The sequence below is a fragment of the Erysipelothrix sp. HDW6B genome (assembly GCF_011301115.1).
Taxonomy (GTDB): domain Bacteria; phylum Bacillota_I; class Bacilli_A; order Erysipelotrichales; family Erysipelotrichaceae; genus Erysipelothrix; species Erysipelothrix anatis.
Genome location: NZ_CP049860.1, coordinates 789735 through 805974, shown reverse-complemented (window position 1 = coordinate 805974; position 16240 = coordinate 789735). Strand labels below are relative to the sequence as shown.

General features: G+C 36.7%; 21 protein-coding genes and 1 tRNA gene. 6 read left to right on the top strand and 16 right to left on the bottom strand.

The features are described from left to right. Positions 1–2: 2 nt before the first annotated feature. From G7061_RS04080 to G7061_RS04075, 3 genes are read right to left on the bottom strand one after another with little or no spacing between them, the layout of a single operon-like run. Positions 3–512: a glucosaminidase domain-containing protein gene (locus G7061_RS04080; protein WP_159645648.1), complete on the bottom strand. Its 510-nt coding sequence runs from the start codon at positions 510–512 to the stop codon at positions 3–5. After that, positions 502–624, bottom strand: a complete 123-nt coding sequence (locus G7061_RS10930; RefSeq protein ID WP_255466698.1) for a hypothetical protein — start codon at positions 622–624, stop codon at positions 502–504. The genes G7061_RS04080 and G7061_RS10930 overlap by 11 nt, the downstream gene beginning before the upstream one ends. Further along, positions 617–1369 (bottom strand): phage antirepressor KilAC domain-containing protein, encoded by a 753-nt coding sequence (locus G7061_RS04075; protein ID WP_166119110.1) that lies wholly within the window; start codon positions 1367–1369, stop codon positions 617–619. Before G7061_RS04075 ends, G7061_RS10930 begins: the two co-directional genes overlap by 8 nt. 73 nt (positions 1370–1442) lie before the next feature. On the opposite strand from G7061_RS04075, the gene G7061_RS04070 reads away from it, so the two are divergent. After that, positions 1443–1670: a hypothetical protein gene (locus tag G7061_RS04070; RefSeq protein ID WP_166119106.1), complete on the top strand. Its 228-nt coding sequence runs from the start codon at positions 1443–1445 to the stop codon at positions 1668–1670. Here G7061_RS04070 and G7061_RS04065 read toward each other — a convergent pair. Genes G7061_RS04065 through G7061_RS04055 form a run of 3 tightly spaced genes read right to left on the bottom strand, consistent with a single transcriptional unit; the run spans position 1667 to position 2377 of the window. Then, complete coding sequence (locus G7061_RS04065; protein WP_166119103.1) at positions 1667–1855, bottom strand: hypothetical protein; 189 nt, start codon at positions 1853–1855, stop codon at positions 1667–1669. The two genes, G7061_RS04070 and G7061_RS04065, sit on opposite strands and share 4 nt — an antisense overlap. Then, positions 1848–2132 carry a hypothetical protein gene (locus G7061_RS04060; protein WP_166119098.1) on the bottom strand — a complete coding sequence of 95 codons (285 nt, stop codon included), beginning with the start codon at positions 2130–2132 and terminating at the stop codon, positions 1848–1850. The genes G7061_RS04065 and G7061_RS04060 overlap by 8 nt, the downstream gene beginning before the upstream one ends. Positions 2133–2167: 35 nt before the next feature. Beyond that, positions 2168–2377 (bottom strand): helix-turn-helix transcriptional regulator, encoded by a 210-nt coding sequence (locus G7061_RS04055; RefSeq protein WP_166119093.1) that lies wholly within the window; start codon positions 2375–2377, stop codon positions 2168–2170. Between the two features lie 125 nt (positions 2378–2502). On the opposite strand from G7061_RS04055, the gene G7061_RS04050 reads away from it, so the two are divergent. The 4 genes from G7061_RS04050 (at position 2503) to G7061_RS04035 (ending at position 6118) form a co-directional block, all read left to right on the top strand. Then, positions 2503–2937 carry a helix-turn-helix domain-containing protein gene (locus G7061_RS04050; protein ID WP_166119089.1) on the top strand — a complete coding sequence of 145 codons (435 nt, stop codon included), beginning with the start codon at positions 2503–2505 and terminating at the stop codon, positions 2935–2937. A 21-nt stretch (positions 2938–2958) separates the two neighbouring features. After that, on the top strand, positions 2959–3231 hold the full coding sequence (locus tag G7061_RS04045; protein ID WP_166119086.1) for a hypothetical protein: 273 nt from the start codon (positions 2959–2961) through the stop codon (positions 3229–3231). Between the two features lie 18 nt (positions 3232–3249). Further along, complete coding sequence (locus G7061_RS04040) at positions 3250–4839, top strand: SIR2 family protein (RefSeq protein ID WP_166119082.1); 1590 nt, start codon at positions 3250–3252, stop codon at positions 4837–4839. Between the two features lie 259 nt (positions 4840–5098). After that, the gene (locus tag G7061_RS04035; RefSeq protein ID WP_166119079.1) at positions 5099–6118 is read left to right on the top strand and encodes a site-specific integrase; all 1020 of its coding nucleotides are present in this window, start codon (positions 5099–5101) and stop codon (positions 6116–6118) included. Between the two features lie 75 nt (positions 6119–6193). Here the strand turns inward: G7061_RS04035 and G7061_RS04030 are convergent. The 6 genes from G7061_RS04030 to G7061_RS04005 form a co-directional block, all read right to left on the bottom strand. Further along, positions 6194–6269 (bottom strand) — tRNA-Arg (locus tag G7061_RS04030). Positions 6270–6316: 47 nt separating this feature from the next. Then, entirely contained in the window at positions 6317–6787 is a 471-nt protein-coding gene (locus G7061_RS04025; protein ID WP_166119075.1) for a metallophosphoesterase, read from the bottom strand. Further along, positions 6784–7524 carry a glutamate racemase gene (locus G7061_RS04020; protein ID WP_166119072.1) on the bottom strand — a complete coding sequence of 247 codons (741 nt, stop codon included), beginning with the start codon at positions 7522–7524 and terminating at the stop codon, positions 6784–6786. The genes G7061_RS04025 and G7061_RS04020 overlap by 4 nt, the downstream gene beginning before the upstream one ends. Further along, positions 7511–9280 carry an excinuclease ABC subunit UvrC gene (gene uvrC / locus G7061_RS04015; protein WP_166119069.1) on the bottom strand — a complete coding sequence of 590 codons (1770 nt, stop codon included), beginning with the start codon at positions 9278–9280 and terminating at the stop codon, positions 7511–7513. Before uvrC ends, G7061_RS04020 begins: the two co-directional genes overlap by 14 nt. Continuing rightward, positions 9277–11565, bottom strand: coding sequence for an endonuclease MutS2 (locus tag G7061_RS04010; RefSeq protein ID WP_159641034.1), 2289 nt, complete (start codon positions 11563–11565; stop codon positions 9277–9279). Before G7061_RS04010 ends, uvrC begins: the two co-directional genes overlap by 4 nt. Then, positions 11558–12223, bottom strand: coding sequence for a CvpA family protein (locus G7061_RS04005; RefSeq protein ID WP_159638238.1), 666 nt, complete (start codon positions 12221–12223; stop codon positions 11558–11560). The genes G7061_RS04010 and G7061_RS04005 overlap by 8 nt, the downstream gene beginning before the upstream one ends. A 72-nt stretch (positions 12224–12295) precedes the next feature. Here G7061_RS04005 and rnhC point away from each other — a divergent pair, with 72 nt between their 5' ends. Then, a complete protein-coding gene (gene rnhC / locus G7061_RS04000) occupies positions 12296–13198 on the top strand; it encodes a ribonuclease HIII (RefSeq protein WP_166119066.1) in 903 nt (300 codons plus the stop codon). On the opposite strand, the gene G7061_RS03995 is transcribed toward rnhC, so the two are convergent. The 4 genes from G7061_RS03995 to lspA are packed head-to-tail and all read right to left on the bottom strand — an operon-like array spanning position 13188 to position 16228. Next, entirely contained in the window at positions 13188–13667 is a 480-nt protein-coding gene (locus tag G7061_RS03995) for a dCMP deaminase family protein (protein WP_159638234.1), read from the bottom strand. The two genes, rnhC and G7061_RS03995, sit on opposite strands and share 11 nt — an antisense overlap. Positions 13668–13675: 8 nt before the next feature. Beyond that, positions 13676–14866, bottom strand: coding sequence for a rhomboid family intramembrane serine protease (locus G7061_RS03990; protein ID WP_159641043.1), 1191 nt, complete (start codon positions 14864–14866; stop codon positions 13676–13678). Continuing rightward, a complete protein-coding gene (locus G7061_RS03985) occupies positions 14863–15774 on the bottom strand; it encodes an RluA family pseudouridine synthase (protein WP_159638230.1) in 912 nt (303 codons plus the stop codon). The genes G7061_RS03990 and G7061_RS03985 overlap by 4 nt, the downstream gene beginning before the upstream one ends. Further along, complete coding sequence (lspA, locus tag G7061_RS03980; protein WP_166119063.1) at positions 15755–16228, bottom strand: signal peptidase II; 474 nt, start codon at positions 16226–16228, stop codon at positions 15755–15757. The genes G7061_RS03985 and lspA overlap by 20 nt, the downstream gene beginning before the upstream one ends. Between the last annotated feature and the right edge of the window lie 12 nt (positions 16229–16240).

Here is a 16240-nt window from a genome sequence, read left to right as displayed (position 1 = left end):
TCTCATGTCAAAGCCTCCAATTCTTTGTAATAAAGTTCAGTGAAAGTATTTAAATCACTCTCTCCGCAGTTCTCGCAATAACGATTTCGTATTGCTTTTAAGTCATATCCATAGGTATTGACATAATCTGTTAATAATTCTCGCAGCGCTAAGATGCTTTCATATTTCGCATCAAATATTCGGTAGTTATCCAGGGTACATTGCTCGTTTGGGGATCCGTTGCATTTATAACCACCTGCATTATTGTTGTAGACCCATAGGTCACTTGTTCCATATCCTGTCTCTAGGTTGAATGTAGCGTTCACTAGGGCTTCAAATTGATAATCAACAGTTGATACTTCTACTTCTTCTAATTCTTGTTGTGGCTGGATTAAAGTGGGGATTTTAGCGATTGAACTTGTGATTACCTGTTCTTCATGAGATAATTTAGAAGAACTACTAACACAAGCAGTAGATTCTAAGAACACTACCAGGACAGCAATCGTGATAAGTGTTCTTTTTTTATGCTTCATCGTTAGTCCACATCTCTTTGAGCCATTTAATGACTGCATATGCTAGTAAAATCGTTGCACCTGTTTGTATTGTTACCATTACAGTAGATATTGTTATCATTGCGTTAATCATGACTGTTCTCCTGTTCTATTGTTGGCAATACATCGTTATCTTTTAATAAGTCATATAGGAATAAACGTCCTTTTTGTGTCCACTTAGTATTCATAACTGTTCTCTCTAAACCAATGGCATCTTCAATTACAACTGTCTCGGAATGGGTATATCCTTTTGCTTGGTGTTTTTGATATAGGAGCCATTGATCCGATTGTTTGAACTGAACACCTAGTTTATGTAGTAACTTATTCAATGCTTGGCCACTCATTCCATAGTCTTTAGCAATCTGTGTAATGGTTACCAATGACTTTGATTTTAAAATGCGGTCCATATAGTCGACTTTAGGTTTATATTCACCGATTAATTGATTTTGCATATCGATTAGTTTTTGTTGATTCGCTGCAAGCATTAAAGCATCCGAATACGTTTGGGGAACCTCATATTTTCCGTATAGTCGAATATCTTTTAAAATTTTCTTAATCTGTTTTTTGAACTGTTTTGCGATAGGTTTGCGAGATTGCATCAATACTTCGTAAAGGCCATCCTCAGTTAAGAACCACATTTCTCGATTTTGACCTGACACGTATAATGTACGTTTCAGCTTTTCATCTTCATCAACCAAATTCATCATTCTTGATAAATCGGTATGTTCAATCCATTCCGAGACATCTTGCGCCAAAAATAATGGGGTGTCTGTATTTCCATAAATCTTGAAATTTTTGTTTAACACTTCTGTTTCTTTAATTACTTGTAAATCATTCATTTAATTTCCTCTCTTTCGTTTAGTGTATTAGCTTCACCTCGTGGTATCATTGATATGAAAGGAGGCTATGACTATGTATAATGCAGTTGTTAGGTATTCTAACGGTTTCACTCAGGAACTTATAAATGTTAGCAAAGTGACTACATATGTTCAGAATGGCAAAAAGATCACACACGATATTAAAACCTATATTTCTGACGATGTAACCGCCACCGTTTACGCGATATTATCCGAGAATGGTAAATATGTAATTTTCGATAAAAGTTTGCTTTTAGATATTCAATTCTATAAGAGCAATTAATCTTCAATTGTAGTTAATGAAATAAAAATGCTAACTGCTTGTGCGAGATTCAGTGTATCTTGCGACGTTCTGCAGTTTGTGTTTTCTATTTCTGACAAAAGTTTTGAGACTGTTCTTTCGTACAGAGCAGTTTCTTTTTTTATATAAATAACACCATCAATTACGATTTCTTTTTCTTTATCCATTGCTAGTCTCCTTTCGTTCTTTTTCTGCCAAGTATTGTTTCAACGCGAAATTAAAGTCAATACCTGTAACTTTAAAAACTAATTTCTTCTGAACCTTAGTTGGTCTTGCATCAAACTCTTTTGGAGTTTTCAAACGTTCAATTCGTTTGCATTCATTAAAGATATTGTTAATTACATCTTCATTTGAAGCCCCAATAAAGTGTTTGATGGTTGTTTTGGATACAAATTGAGTTGGATCCTCTAGCATAATTCTGTATGCTCGTTCTTTACTTGTCATCGTATTTCTCCTTCAGAATATCTCGTGACGAGATATTATTGTTTAAAAAAATATACATCTCCTATACTGAAACCATAATGATTAACAAGGTTTAGAATTGTATCGATTTTTACTTTCCTTAATTGCTCAGGATCCTTTTCAATACGCCCTAAATGTTCTCTTGATAACCCAACTGATTTTGCTGCACTTTCTTGAGATAATCCTTTGATATGTCTCATTTGCTTTATAGTTAAATGTTCTTCCATTTGCTCACCTCCTAAAGCAATCATATATCACACGGCGAGATAATGCAATAGAAATATCTCATAAAGTTATATAGATGTTGCTATATATCCCTCAATGTGATATATTTGTCTCGAGGAGATTTATTATGAAAGAAATATTTGATCGTCATGAATTTGGCAAAAAGTTAAAAGATGCAAGAAAAAGTATCGGACTGACACAATCTCAATTAGCAGAAAAAACCGGATTCTCTCAGAATACAATTTCAAACTGGGAAAATGGTGTGCGAGAACCCGAATCTATCGGAGATCTTGTCTCTATAGCCAGCGCACTTGGTATGGATGTAAATTACTTTGTAAAGAATGTCGAACATAAAAACGACCGCGATAATTACTATGGGGATCATATCGCTAACCTACAACATTTATCTGAGAAACCGGACTTGTTACATCTTTATAATGAAATATACAATAATCATACTTTACAGTTATTGTTTGATAAGACTCAGGATCTTACTCCTGATGATTTAGAGATGGTCTTAACCATCATAAGTGGTATCAGAAAAGAGAGAGGTCTTGATTAATATCAAATAGGAGGCATGTGTGTGAGCTTTGAAGATTTTTGCAGTATTAATAATATTGTAATTAGCATAAAAGAAAATATGGGGACAAACATTAGAGGGTTTTGCTACTTTGATGGATTATATTTTAATGTAATTTTAAATAACAGGTTTGATAGTTTGCAGCTTCAAGAAACAACAATTCATGAAGTTATCCACGTAATGGAAAACCATTTCTCGTGTAATACCGAAGATATAGTTACAGTCGAACGAGAAGTTAATTCACTGATAAAGGTAATGGAACTAGGATTCATTTAAAAAGGAGGTTACATACAAATGAAATTTCAATCCGTTTTAAAAAAAATTGTTGACGGTAAAAGATTGCCTGTATTGTTTGTCGGAGCAGGACTTTCCAAAAGATATATTAAGGACTCTCCTGATTGGATTGGTGTAATTCGTGAGTCGTTTGAAATTATCGATCCATCCGGAGTAACCTATGCTCAAGAATTAGACAAATGCAATCAAAACAATTTTACTATTTTTGAGACTAATCAGCACTTAGGTTCGAGAGCAGAAACTTTATATAATGATTATTTTTTCAACTCAATAAAAGGTAAACCAAAGGAGTCAATACCAAACTGGGTAGAACAAGGTGTATCACCGTACAAGATTTTCCTTAAAAACAGATTTAAAAAAATATCACTTAAACAAAACGGTTATTTAAAAAAAGAAATTAGTTTACTTAGAAATCTTAATAACAAAGTATCATCAATAATAACTACAAATTATGACAAGTTACTTGAAGATCATATTTTTAACGAAGGATTTGATGTATATATAAACCAAAGTGATTTGTTTAAATCTGATCGATTTAACATTGCAGAAATTTATAAAATTCACGGGTGTATCACCGATGTAAATTCTCTAGTTTTTACAGAGCAAGATTATAAAATTTTCAATTACAATAGACGATTGATAATAGCTAAAATGCTTACCCTTTTTTCTGACTCGCCTATTATATTTCTGGGTTACTCGTTAGAGGATGAGAATATAAGGAATATTATTTTGGATTTTCTTGAATGCATTGATAAAGATGATTTTGATAAAATTGAAGATCACTTTATATTTGTTGAGTTCAAGGAAAATGAAAAATTACTAATAGAAACAAGAGAAAATATCGTCACTTCTCGTGGTTCAATTCCAATTACAAAGATTTCTACTGATAATTATTCTAGACTTTACTTAGAACTGAACTCAGTAACACCAGGATTACCTTCTTCTTTGGTTAAATCAGCAAAGAGACTAATAAAAAAAATTGTTGATAGCAGTCTAGAAACTGGTGATGCTACAACAATCGTTGTAAATTCTGACGAATTAGAAAATGTTGAAGATGGTCAAATCGCAATTGCATTTGGAAAAAAGGAATCAATTTTGGGTCGCTTTGGCTACTCAACATTCCACATCACAAATCTCTTTGAAGATATTCTCTTTGACTCATTTGGATATGTTCCAAATCTAATTGTCTCAGAAAGACTAAAATCTGTCGCCTGGACTACATTGGTACCAATTTATAAGTATTATGACAAACTTACCGTTGAAGAGAAACAAATGAACACCCACCTTGAAAAGTTTCTAGTTAGGGATTCCTATCAAACTATTTACGGGAATAATAATATCAGAAATATCTCCTTAATCCCCGAATTTAAAGATTTCAACGAATTCCATGATTACATCGACTCATTCGATGATGCTAAAATTGACAAAATATTCAAGTCATTTAGTCGAAGCATCACAAACTTTTCAATCAGCGAAATCCGATCTATTTGTATAGAGTATTTCTTAGCGGATAGAAATCAATGTATGCAATCTACTTTTTTTAAGAGATGCGTAATGTACCTTGACCTTTTAGAAAACAAAAAGACATAGCTATCTCATTCAGGGCTAACCTAAACCGTAACTATGTCCTTTGTTTTATTTATAAATTAAACCAACACTTTGGTTGATTTATACATTGATTATACCATGGCTCCCCGTGGTGTCAACAAAAAAGCATACGGTATGTATACTGTATCTAATAAACGAACTATTAAAAACACCGGCGGTAACCGGTGCTAGGTACAACTAAGAATCGCGCAGATTCCCTTTTGTTGTACCTTAATTTTACAAAAAATGGAGGTAAATAGCAATGGCAGTGACAAAAACAAACTCTGGTAGATGGAAAGCTAAAATTAATTATAGAGATGATGAAGGTTCTGTACGAACAAAAGAAAAGCTTTTCGACACAAAAGGTGAAGCAAAGAATTTTGAAGTTGATTTTAGACGACAAATCAAAAGCGATACCCATGAGAGAGATTCCATAACATATCAAGAAGTATTTGATTCTTATTTACTCTCGGTAAAAATGAAAATATCCAATAAAACCTATAATGAAAAATTATACTATGTTAATACATTCTGGAAGAACATGCTTCCAAAACGTTACACGAATATCTCGAAAAAAGATTGGATGAACGTCTATAACAATATTTTAAGTTTAGATTATGCAGTAGGTTACAAAAACAAAATTATAATTAATTTAAAAGCTGTAGCCCATCACGCATACCTGTACTATGATTTGCCGGACAACACTAAACTACTAGAAACAATACCAGAACGAAAAAAGATAGACCACCCTTTTTGGGATGCTGAAGAAATGACCAAAGTCTTAGATTCCATTTCTAATAGAACTACTCGACTTTTGGTGAAGTCCCTCTTCTATACAGGTGCAAGGCGAGAAGAATTAAGGATGATGACTAAAAGTGACTTTGATGTTAAGAATAATTCATTTATGATCCGAGATAACAAATACAGAACATTAAAAACCGCAGGCAGCAGTCGCATCGTGAAGATTCATGAAGAGTTGGCTCTAGAAATACAAGAAGTGCTCAAATTCGAAGGAGAGTTCATTTTCGGTGGCATTGAACCTATTTCCAAAACAACGCTCACAAGGCACTTTAAACAAGCAATTAAAGATAGTGGTGTAAGAGAAATCAGATTACATGATTTAAGGCACTCTCACGCTACTATTTTAATTAACCAGGGAGCCAATATTATTGCCGTTTCTAGACGACTTGGGCACTCAACAACCTCACAAACTCTCAAAACGTACGCACATTTAATGCAAAAAAGCGATGATGAATTACTGGATATAATTGAAAAAATCTAAGATTGTAGGGGTTTTGTAGGGGTTTTCTACTTGAGGATATAAAAAAACCCACTATTAAGTGGGTATAATTTCAATTGGCGTCCTCGGAGGGATTTGAACCCCCGACCACACGCTTAGAAGGCGCGTGCTCTATCCACTGAGCTACGAAGACACTGCGACTATTATAATAACAAATAGTACAGCCATTTACAACGCCTTTTATAAATCTTTCGAAAATAATTTTTCAGCGGAGATAATGTCATTTTCTATCGTAATTCTGGCATAACTTGGATCACTTCCGTCACGATTATAATAGAGTGAACCTGGGTTAATAACAGTTACTCCATCAATCGTTCTAAAATCAAATTTATGGGTATGTCCATAGCAAGCAATTTCACAGTCTTGTGCTTTTGCACGTGCTACTAAAGTCTCAATTGCCTTACCATACGGAAGCGTATGACTGTGCGTAACGTAGATACGTTTTCCGCCAAGCGTCACTATCATATATTCTGGAAATTTAAAGTAATAGTCGTTGTTACCCGTTACGACAGTAAAATTCTTTAAATCACGAGGATCCATCTCACTGTCGCCACAATGGACAAATCCTTCTGCATTAGGGTGTTTTTCCAAAATTTGTTGGAGCACCTTTGCATTACCATGATTATCACTTACAACGATAAACTCTTTCATACACCTTCAACCTCGACATCTTCTAGAAATAACGCTTTGATTTGTTCTCGCATAATAGCAGGATTTCCACTCGTTACAACGCGGATGAATCCATCCTGATTGCTTTCATAATGTTTTAAAACCTTATAAATCGGTTCTCTTGAATCTACAATTTCCCCATCAAAGAAGCGTTCGAATGAATCTAATATCAAAGGGTAGTGTGTACAACCTAGAATTAGCGTTGTTGCCTCTTGAATCGGTTCAAGTGCTTTTTGAAGATACTCTGACGGATCTTCCATGTTTTCTATATAGTTCACGAGGTCACCCAACGGCAGGCTTACAACATTATAGATACCACGAGCATGTAAAGATTTGGTATATGCCTTGGATCGATGTGTTGCCAATGTTGATACAACTGCCACCGTATCGTTAGTACCTGTCATTTGCGACGTCGTGAGATCAATAATCCCCATAATATTTAAAGCCGGATAGACCTTTGAAATTGCTGCCATCGCAATTGAAGATACGGTGTTACATGCAATCACGATATCGGTAATTCCTTGAGCCTCAAACCAAGCCATTGCATGAATTGTATGCTCAATAATTGCTTGGTCACTTTGGTTGCCATATGGCGCATTTTTTTGATCCGCATAGAGCACGAGATTTAACGATGGTAGATGGGTTTTTAAATATTGAAAAACGCTATATCCACCCAACCCAGAATCAAAAAGTCCTATTGTCTTATTATTTCTCATCATTATGTTCCGTCCAATCTATATGAATTATATCATAGAGTTCGCGTGCAACATCTTCTGGAATAATCGTTTCTAATTCTTCGATGCTTGCGCCACGGATTCCACGAAGCGATCCAAAGGTCTTAAAGAGTTGTTTCTGTCGTACCGGTCCTAAGCCCGGAACCTCGTCTAAGATTGATTTGGTCATCGCTTTTTTACGTAAATTTCGATGGTACCCAATAACGTAACGGTGGACCTCATCTTGCATATGCGTCATTAATGCATACAAGGATGATGTTTTATCGACATTGAGAATCTCACCACTTGCATTTAGTAGCGCATGAGTACGGTGACGATCATCTTTCACAAGTCCTGCAACGGTTATGTTTAAGTCTAACATTTCCATAATTTCGAGTGCAGCATTGACTTGCGGCTTCCCACCATCTACTAAAATTAAATCTGGAAAGATACCATCTTCTTTCAGAATTCTAAAATAACGACGGTATAGAACCTCTTTCATTGATGCTACATCATCATTGCCTTGGTGTAGACGGTATCTACGATACAACGATTTGTTCGGTTCCCCATCATCAAAAACAACACATGCCGAAACGGCGAAGGTTCCCGAAATATGCGAGTTATCAAAAACCTCAATCCTATGAATTGTCTCGGAAAAGGATAGTAATTGCGATAAGTGCAAGAGTGCTTCTTCTTTGAAATTTTGACGATTTTTGAGGAGTTGAAATTGATCATCTAATTGTTGTTGTGCATTTTTTTCAGCGATATCCATTAATGCTCGCTTTTTCCCACGTTGAGCATGCAAAACTTCAGTTTGAATCATCGCCTGTATCGAATCTTTATCTAGCAATTCTGGTACATATACGTATTTAGGAGTAGGTTGGTTTTGGTAGAACTGCGCGATAAATGATGTCAGTGCATCTTCTGGTTCTTCGAGGCTTGCTTCAACCGCCATGGTTCGCTCAAGCAAACGACCCGCACGGACAAACAAACCGGTAATCGCAATGTATCCTTGATAGTATGCAAAGTTGAACACATCAAAGTTTTCAGTGCGACTGAATTGGACTTGTTGGCGGTCTCCTACATACTCGATTGCCTGAAGCTTTTCTTTATAGCGTTGTGCTAATTCAAAATTCATATCTTGACTGGCTTCAAGCATCTTCACTTCTAGAGCATCAATGAACGATTTCGAATTACCATTAAGGATGCTGACAACGTTTTGTCGCCACAACGCTAACTCTTCTTTCGAGTATTTTTTTTCGGTACGGTTAAAGCTATTGTAGATTGCTTGTGTATTCGGAAGCAAATCATCTCCTGTTGGAATAGAATCATTCAGAACACTTGCCATAGCTCGAGCAGCAGTAGCATCTGGATATGGACCAAAGTAAGTGTAATTCGGTGAATGTTTTTTATCACGGGATACAATAACTTCCGGTTTGCCAGTACGACTCACCTTCAGGTAAGGATATGATTTATCGTCCATAAATAGGATATTGAAGCGCGGACGGTGTTCTTTAATGAGGTTAATCTCGAGAATCAACGATTCCTTTTCTGTTGACGTTATAATTGTGTCAAAATCTCGCACTTGACTCACCATCTTGGTTGTCTTGTGATCATGCGCACCATGAAAATAGGAACTTACACGGTTCTTAAGTTTTTTCGCTTTCCCAACGTAGATAATTTCTCCGTTTTTATCTTTCATGAGATAACAACCGGGCTCTGTTGGAAGTAATGCTAGTTTTTCTTCAATGGTATGCTTCATGACTGTTTTAGTTTAACGACGGTAGCTCCCGAGCCACCTTCACCAATACTTCCAAGTTCGAATGAACCGACATGTTTATTCTTTCGAAGTCTATCGTGAACAGCGTTACGAAGTTGTCCGGTACCGTGCCCATGTACTATTCGGAATTGAACGACATTGTTGACAAGGGCATCATCAATAAATTTATCTACCATTGGAATTGCTTCCGCAACACGTTTACCGATTATATTTAGCTCTGTATTGAATGATGAACGAGCACTGATAGAATGTGATTTCCGTTGTTTTGATTTCACTTTTGGTGCTGGTCCAGCAATCTTAGTCAATTTTGATAAATCGACTTTAACTTTTAGACCAGAGATTGATACGTGTGCGGTATTCTTTTCAATACTTTCTACCACACCAACCTGGCTGGTTGATTTTAGTTTAACCCGATCACCAATCGCAATATCATCTACTACAATTTCACGTTGCATTGATTCAATCTTTTTGACGGCTTGTTTTCTAAAATCAGGACGGCTTGATTGATTAATCACATCAAGTTGTTTCTGAGCTTCTGAAAGCATCTCTTCGAGATAGGATTCATTTTCTTCAACTAATTTTTCTTTTTCTTTTTCAAATGCACGTTGCATTGCTTCACGATCTAACAGAAGCTGCGCTTTGTCTTTTTCTAACTCATTTTCTTTCTCATTCAGCTCAACAATTTTTTGTTCTTGCTCTTGAATTTTGGCCTCAAGAATTTCCATCATATGTTCTGTTTCATATTGACTTGCTTCTTTATACTCCTGAGCCTGATTGATAATCGCTTCGTTTAAGCCAAGTCGTTTAGCAATCGCAAACGCATTCGATTCGCCCATGATGTTTTCACGGTAGCGATACGTTGGCATCAAATTTTGAAGGTCAAATTCAACGCTAGCAATTAGAATATCCTCAAATTGCGTACCATATTGTTTTAATCTTGAGAAGTGCGTTGTTGCGACAACCCAACATCCCACATCTCGGAAATGGTCAAGAATCGCCATGGAAAGACTCTCTCCTTCGAGAGGATCCGTTTGCGAACCGAGCTCGTCAAGAAGTACAATCGAATTGCGTGTTGCATCTTCACTGACCGTTGTCATCGTTTGCATATGCGCTGAAAACGACGATAACGACTTCTCAATAGACTGTTGATCCCCAATATCCACAAAAATTTTGTCAACCAACATAACTTCTGCTTCTTCAGCGCACACTGGGAAGCCCGCTAAGGTCATCATAATACTCAAACCTATTGTTTTGAGCGACACTGATTTACCACCAGTGTTCGGCCCTGAAATGAGTATCATTCGGTGAGGCGGAATCATTTGATATGTATTTGAAACGACTGTTTTAGGGTCAATTAGTGGATGACGTGCGTTCTTCAACTTTAAAGAATCTTTGGTCAATGTCGCGACGACCGCGTCATTTTTATGGCCCCATTCTGCTTTCGCAAAGAGCGCATCAAGAATTCCGGCAGTATCAACATCAGCTTCTAATTGTAGGGCTTCCCCAGCAATTAGACCCGATGTTTCGCGACAAATTCGCTCAATTTCATCGGCTTCTTGATGATGTAAACCTTGAAGTTCATTTTGCATGCGTGATAAAAACGCAGGCTCAAAATATACAGATTGTCCACTTGCGGATTCACCATATATTGTTCCATCGAGTTTGTTTTTCTCGGATGGCTTGATTAAGAATGTTTTACGACCATGTTGTAAAGAAACAACCGCTTCGCTCAACATGGAACGATTTTTCGTCAAGAACTCTTGCGTTTGTTTATCGATATTTCCTTCAAGCTGTGTAATACTTCTTCGAATCGAAGAAAGTGTTGTGCTTGCTCGATCAAGAACATTCCCTTGTTCTCCAAATGCATGATTGATATGATCAAGCACTTTTTCATTCACAACTAAACTTTCAAACAAGTCATCCAAAGCAGGATAACTGCCTTCAACTTTCTCGTATTGATTTTTTAAGCGTTGAATCCCTTGCATAAAGCGACCGACATCGATGATTTCATCAATTGCGAGTGTTCCACCTTTTGCTGCAAACCCTAGTGCAAAATTTACATCGGTAATACCACCAAAAGATAATGATCCGTTGGTTATAACTAGTTGCAGTGCATCTTTTGCACGTGCTAAATCTCGACGAACGATTAAAGCAGAAAAAGAAGGCTCACTTTGTAGCACCTTCTCTTTCCCTAGTGAGAACGATGCGTAAAATGATACTCGTTCTAGTACTTTATCGAACTCGAGACGAGACGATATATTATTCATATTTATTTAAAAACTCCTTAATTTCTTGATCTGTAAAATTATTATCCGTTAGCCATTTTACCATTGCCTGTTCTTGTTCGTCGGGTAGTTTTTGTTCCATGATAATCGATTGAATTGCATCATTTCTAATGATAAAGTCATCGACAAATACGAGTACAGGCTGTCCGACTTCATTGACTTGTTTTAACCACGTATTATTAACAACATCTTGGCCATTGATAATTAATGGTGTTGAGAGTAGTAAAATCGCAATCATTAATTTAACTCCGAACATCACGACAGCAAACACACCGCCAATTGCTGAATTAACTTGTTTAATTAGTGGCATCTTGGATATGAATGATGCAAGTGGTGTTACAAGTAACAAGAGGATACGTATTACTACAAATAGAACTACGAACCAAATCAGGCGGTTAACCTGATTGCCTACGAATTGATTAATCGTAACAAGTCCATTACCATCTAACTTGACGAACGTGATGACTTTGGAAAATGCAGGAGAAAGAAGCCATGCTGCAAAAAGTGCAACAAACGTTCCTACTACGTCTACGATTTGCAAGAGCATTCCCCGCTTGTAACCTCTATATAGGTCAATGAGGAACCATATGATAATCACACCGTTTAAGTAGATCATCCAATCTGATGGAAATGTAATCATTGTATCACTCCTTTATTTAATCATAATCTAAAAATATTTGTGATTCAACTTCAAATAGTCTATATTATTGTTATGAAACCAATCACATTAAAACTTACAAACGATCAAATATTTGATCTTAAAAAGCGTTATTACGCTTACAAAATACGGACTGACTTACCGTACACACATTTCCAGATTCGTGGTGACGATTTTACAATTACCGCATACACAAGTGGAAAAGTAGTATTTCAAGGTCATTCTGCTGTTTTTCATGCTTCACTTTATGGATACGTCGAATCAGAAGAAACACAATCGACTAAGAAAGTATCTACTCAAAGTAACGCAACACCAACTCGCTATCCTATGGCAGGATCTGATGAGGTTGGTACCGGAGACTACTTTGGTCCAATTACCGTGTGTGCTACTTATCTTACTGATGCAGACCTGAATGTCCTTCCCGTCAGCAAAATCGTAGATTCTAAACAGATTAATGACGACACGATTCGACAACTCGCACCCGTTATCATGGAGACCATCACATATAGCCTGCTCGTATTAGAAAATGCTAAATACAACAGTGTCCATAAAACAATGAATATGAACGTTATCAAAGCAAAGCTTCATAATAAGGCTTTCCTGAATTTATCGAAGAAAATAACAATGCCCACTTTATCCGTAATTGATCAATTCATGCCTAAGGATGCTTATTTCAAAGCCCTTGCTCAAGAACCCGAAGTCTATAAAGACTTAACGTTTGAAACAAAGGCCGAGAATAAATATTTAGCTGTAGCATGCGCTGCAATCATTGCACGCTTTGCATTTCTTGAAGCGCTCGACCAATTAGGAACACTTTATGATTTCGAATTCCCTAAAGGTGCTGGAGCTCATGTAGATATTGCAGGTAAAGTATTTATCGAACGCTATGGGCAGGATGCCTTACATAAAGTCGCAAAAACCCATTTTGCAAATACTCAAAAAATAATTAATCTTTAACCAGTTCAATACGGACTGGTTTTTCTAATCGTCGTAACGAAACACCTGCACTCGTAAGCATTCTTTTTGAAGCGATGACAGAGTCCGTTGCCGCATACTTATCGTCTTCATAGACAACCTCCGTAATTCCACTCTGAACTATCGCTTTCGTACACTCATGACATGGAAATAGCGAAACATAAATCGAACATCCTCTTAAAGATGTCGTAGCATTCAGAATTGCATTGAGTTCAGCATGTACAACATAAGGATATTTTGTTGCTAACATTTCACCATCGCGCTCCCACGGAAATTCATCATCACTTACTCCGATTGGAAATCCGTTGTATCCGATTCCAACAATTTTTTTGTGCGGGTCAATGATTGCTGCTCCGACCTGGGTTGAGGGATCCTTTGAACGTTTAGCAGATAAATGTGCTAAACCCATAAAATATTCATCCCAAGAAATTGCATTTTGACGTTTCGACATAAAGCCTCCTATGAAAGTATATTTTTTAAGTGTTCAGAATAGCCAGTAAATCCAAAGCTATCCCATGATTTGATTAAATTCTCTGCAATCGTTGCATTACTAATTGCATCTTTTTGCATCACCATGATCGCAATAAGAAGAATATAGAAGATAGGCATTAAGACTTTTAATCCTGTGCGAATGCTTTCCCAATCTCGGCGCTTAGAGAACAAGAAGCCAAGAAGAAGACCAGCAAACAGCCCACCACCCATCGCTGTGTAACTTGAACCTGGTAGCATCATAATCAAAATGTTCATGAATACAATCGAAGAAATTTGACTAAGTACACGAGGCACTTTATAAATTTGAGTTTCATACACATAGATTAGAAGTGCACCCAGTGTTGCCGCAAGTCCTGCAGCCATACCATATCCGATAGCAGTATCTTGCATGATAAAGAGGAACATATTTCCTGATATCGTTCCAACAAAGAATATGATAAGGAAACGTTTCCATCCAACAACGGGTTCTAACAACGTTGCAATGTTTCTTAGTATCATCAGATTTAGCAGAAGATGAAAGAAATCAATATGCACGAATGCTGATGTGACAAAACGCCACACTTCGTAACCATAGCCGACTAAGGGTTTATAGAATCCACCTGCCATGATCATAACACTATCAAAGTCGAAGCCTTGCATTGCCAAGAACAGCGCAAGTCCATACCCTATCATCGCCATAATCATAATGGCATTGGTAGCTGGGAACATTTTGCGTTGAACTTGTTTTTGTGCTTTAAACATTGTTTTTCGAAGATCCATCACTGCTTTTGATAATGATTTTTCTGGATTGCTACTCATTGAAATTGAGTTTTCAATGTTTGGAAATTGTTCCATGAATTTTGAATGCGATGTATACCCTGGCAACACAACGACATTTTCGTCATTACGTACCGTTGTATTGTCATCAACAGAAATATTAAGGCCTTTAGCCTCCGTTTTAAAAACGACGGCAAGCGATTCTCGATGCGCTTGAATTGCAAGCGGATCAATCGCCTGCAGCGGTTTGCTCGTAATCATAATAATTGGCAATGACGCATGCGTTGCATTGGTTAACCAAATCTCATCATTTGCTTTTGTCATTGTAATCATTTGATAACCATGTTCTTTGATTAAATAATTTGAAAGTTCGATAAGCCATGCACCATAGAGCTTATTCACGAATCGAGGCGTCTCACTTCATCGATTGTATCTTGCATAATTTGTGGCATTTGACTTTCAAATTCTAGGGCTTCATGTGTAATTGGGTGCGTAAATTTTAGACGGAATGCATGAAGACATTGTCCTTGTGTATCCAGTGTATTCTTGTAGCTGTAGGTTGCATCGCCTACAATTGGATGTTGGATGTAACTGCAGTGAACACGAATTTGGTGTGTACGACCGGTTTCCAGTTTACATCTGAGTAAGCTATGATCTTTAAACTTTTCAACCAAGAAAAGGTGTGTAACTGCTTCTTTACTATTTTTATCTGTGACAGTCATTCGTTGGCGATTACGGGTATCGCGACCAATTGGTGCGTCTACAGTTGCACTTTGGTGTGGGAATGCATGGTGTACCAGTGCATAATACTCACGAGAAATCTCACGATTCTTGAGGGCCTCTACCAAAAGTTCATGTGCTTCATTTGTTTTAGCAACAATTAATAGACCCGATGTATCTTTATCGAGACGATGGACAATACCTGGGCGCAATTCACCATTTAAATCACTCAAATGGTTTGTGTGTGCAAGCAGTCCATGTACCAAAGTTGCTTGGTTTAGTGTCGACGGTGACGGGTGAACAATTAATCCTTTGGGTTTGTTCACAACCATAAGATGCTCATCTTCATACACGATATCCAAGTCCATTTTTATCGGTTGAATTGTTGTATCTTTTTCTGTGATTTCATAACTCACAACATCAGACTCTTTCAAGCGATAATTTCGCTTCGTTGTTTTATCATTAACAAGAATTTTCCCATCTTCAATCCATGCTTGAATAACACTACGGGAGTAATCTCCAAGCAGTAGTGCCATATACTGGTCAATGCGTATTCCTTCTAATTGTTCATCAATCATTATTTTGTTCATGTTTTAACCTCATCTCCTCACGAAGAATAATCAATATTACTAAAAAAACTCCAAATACCACTGCCATGTCCGCAACATTGAAAACTGGGAAGGCATAGCCAAATATATTAAAACTAAACATATCTCTTACATATCCAAATACGACACGATCTACAAAATTCCCAACTGCACCAGCAAGTATAAAAGCAATTGCTGTTAAGTGGAGGGGTTCAGATTGTTTTACGTAGTAATAGACCAATGCTCCAATAATAATTGGTGTCACAAATAAGAACACAAATTGCTTACCTGATAATAGACTCCATGCAGCACCATAATTACGGACATATGTTAATTCGAAAAAATTAGGGATAATTGTTATAGATTGACCTAAGCGTAATGTCGTTTCAATCCAATATTTTACGAATAAATCAAGTGCTAAGATTCCTGCACTTAATACCAATAATTGTTTTTTCATAAATTCCTCGCT

Excerpts from the sequence above, each read along its gene's own strand:
- G7061_RS04025 (WP_166119075.1), bottom strand. The coding sequence starts at position 6,787 with ATGAAAGAGTTTATCGTTGTAAGTGATAATCATGGTAATGCAAAGGTG.
- G7061_RS04065 (WP_166119103.1), bottom strand. The coding sequence starts at position 1,855 with ATGGATAAAGAAAAAGAAATCGTAATTGATGGTGTTATTTATATAAAA.
- G7061_RS03995 (WP_159638234.1), bottom strand. The coding sequence starts at position 13,667 with ATGTCGAAACGTCAAAATGCAATTTCTTGGGATGAATATTTTATGGGT.
- G7061_RS04055 (WP_166119093.1), bottom strand. The coding sequence starts at position 2,377 with ATGGAAGAACATTTAACTATAAAGCAAATGAGACATATCAAAGGATTA.
- G7061_RS03985 (WP_159638230.1), bottom strand. The coding sequence starts at position 15,774 with ATGAACAAAATAATGATTGATGAACAATTAGAAGGAATACGCATTGAC.
- G7061_RS10930 (WP_255466698.1), bottom strand. The coding sequence starts at position 624 with ATGATTAACGCAATGATAACAATATCTACTGTAATGGTAACAATACAA.
- G7061_RS04010 (WP_159641034.1), bottom strand. The coding sequence starts at position 11,565 with ATGAATAATATATCGTCTCGTCTCGAGTTCGATAAAGTACTAGAACGA.
- G7061_RS04035 (WP_166119079.1), top strand. The coding sequence starts at position 5,099 with ATGGCAGTGACAAAAACAAACTCTGGTAGATGGAAAGCTAAAATTAAT.
- G7061_RS04075 (WP_166119110.1), bottom strand. The coding sequence starts at position 1,369 with ATGAATGATTTACAAGTAATTAAAGAAACAGAAGTGTTAAACAAAAAT.
- lspA (WP_166119063.1), bottom strand. The coding sequence starts at position 16,228 with ATGAAAAAACAATTATTGGTATTAAGTGCAGGAATCTTAGCACTTGAT.
- G7061_RS04070 (WP_166119106.1), top strand. The coding sequence starts at position 1,443 with ATGTATAATGCAGTTGTTAGGTATTCTAACGGTTTCACTCAGGAACTT.
- G7061_RS04040 (WP_166119082.1), top strand. The coding sequence starts at position 3,250 with ATGAAATTTCAATCCGTTTTAAAAAAAATTGTTGACGGTAAAAGATTG.
- G7061_RS04005 (WP_159638238.1), bottom strand. The coding sequence starts at position 12,223 with ATGATTACATTTCCATCAGATTGGATGATCTACTTAAACGGTGTGATT.
- G7061_RS04050 (WP_166119089.1), top strand. The coding sequence starts at position 2,503 with ATGAAAGAAATATTTGATCGTCATGAATTTGGCAAAAAGTTAAAAGAT.
- G7061_RS04080 (WP_159645648.1), bottom strand. The coding sequence starts at position 512 with ATGAAGCATAAAAAAAGAACACTTATCACGATTGCTGTCCTGGTAGTG.
- G7061_RS04020 (WP_166119072.1), bottom strand. The coding sequence starts at position 7,524 with ATGATGAGAAATAATAAGACAATAGGACTTTTTGATTCTGGGTTGGGT.
- uvrC (WP_166119069.1), bottom strand. The coding sequence starts at position 9,280 with ATGAAGCATACCATTGAAGAAAAACTAGCATTACTTCCAACAGAGCCC.
- rnhC (WP_166119066.1), top strand. The coding sequence starts at position 12,296 with ATGAAACCAATCACATTAAAACTTACAAACGATCAAATATTTGATCTT.
- G7061_RS04060 (WP_166119098.1), bottom strand. The coding sequence starts at position 2,132 with ATGACAAGTAAAGAACGAGCATACAGAATTATGCTAGAGGATCCAACT.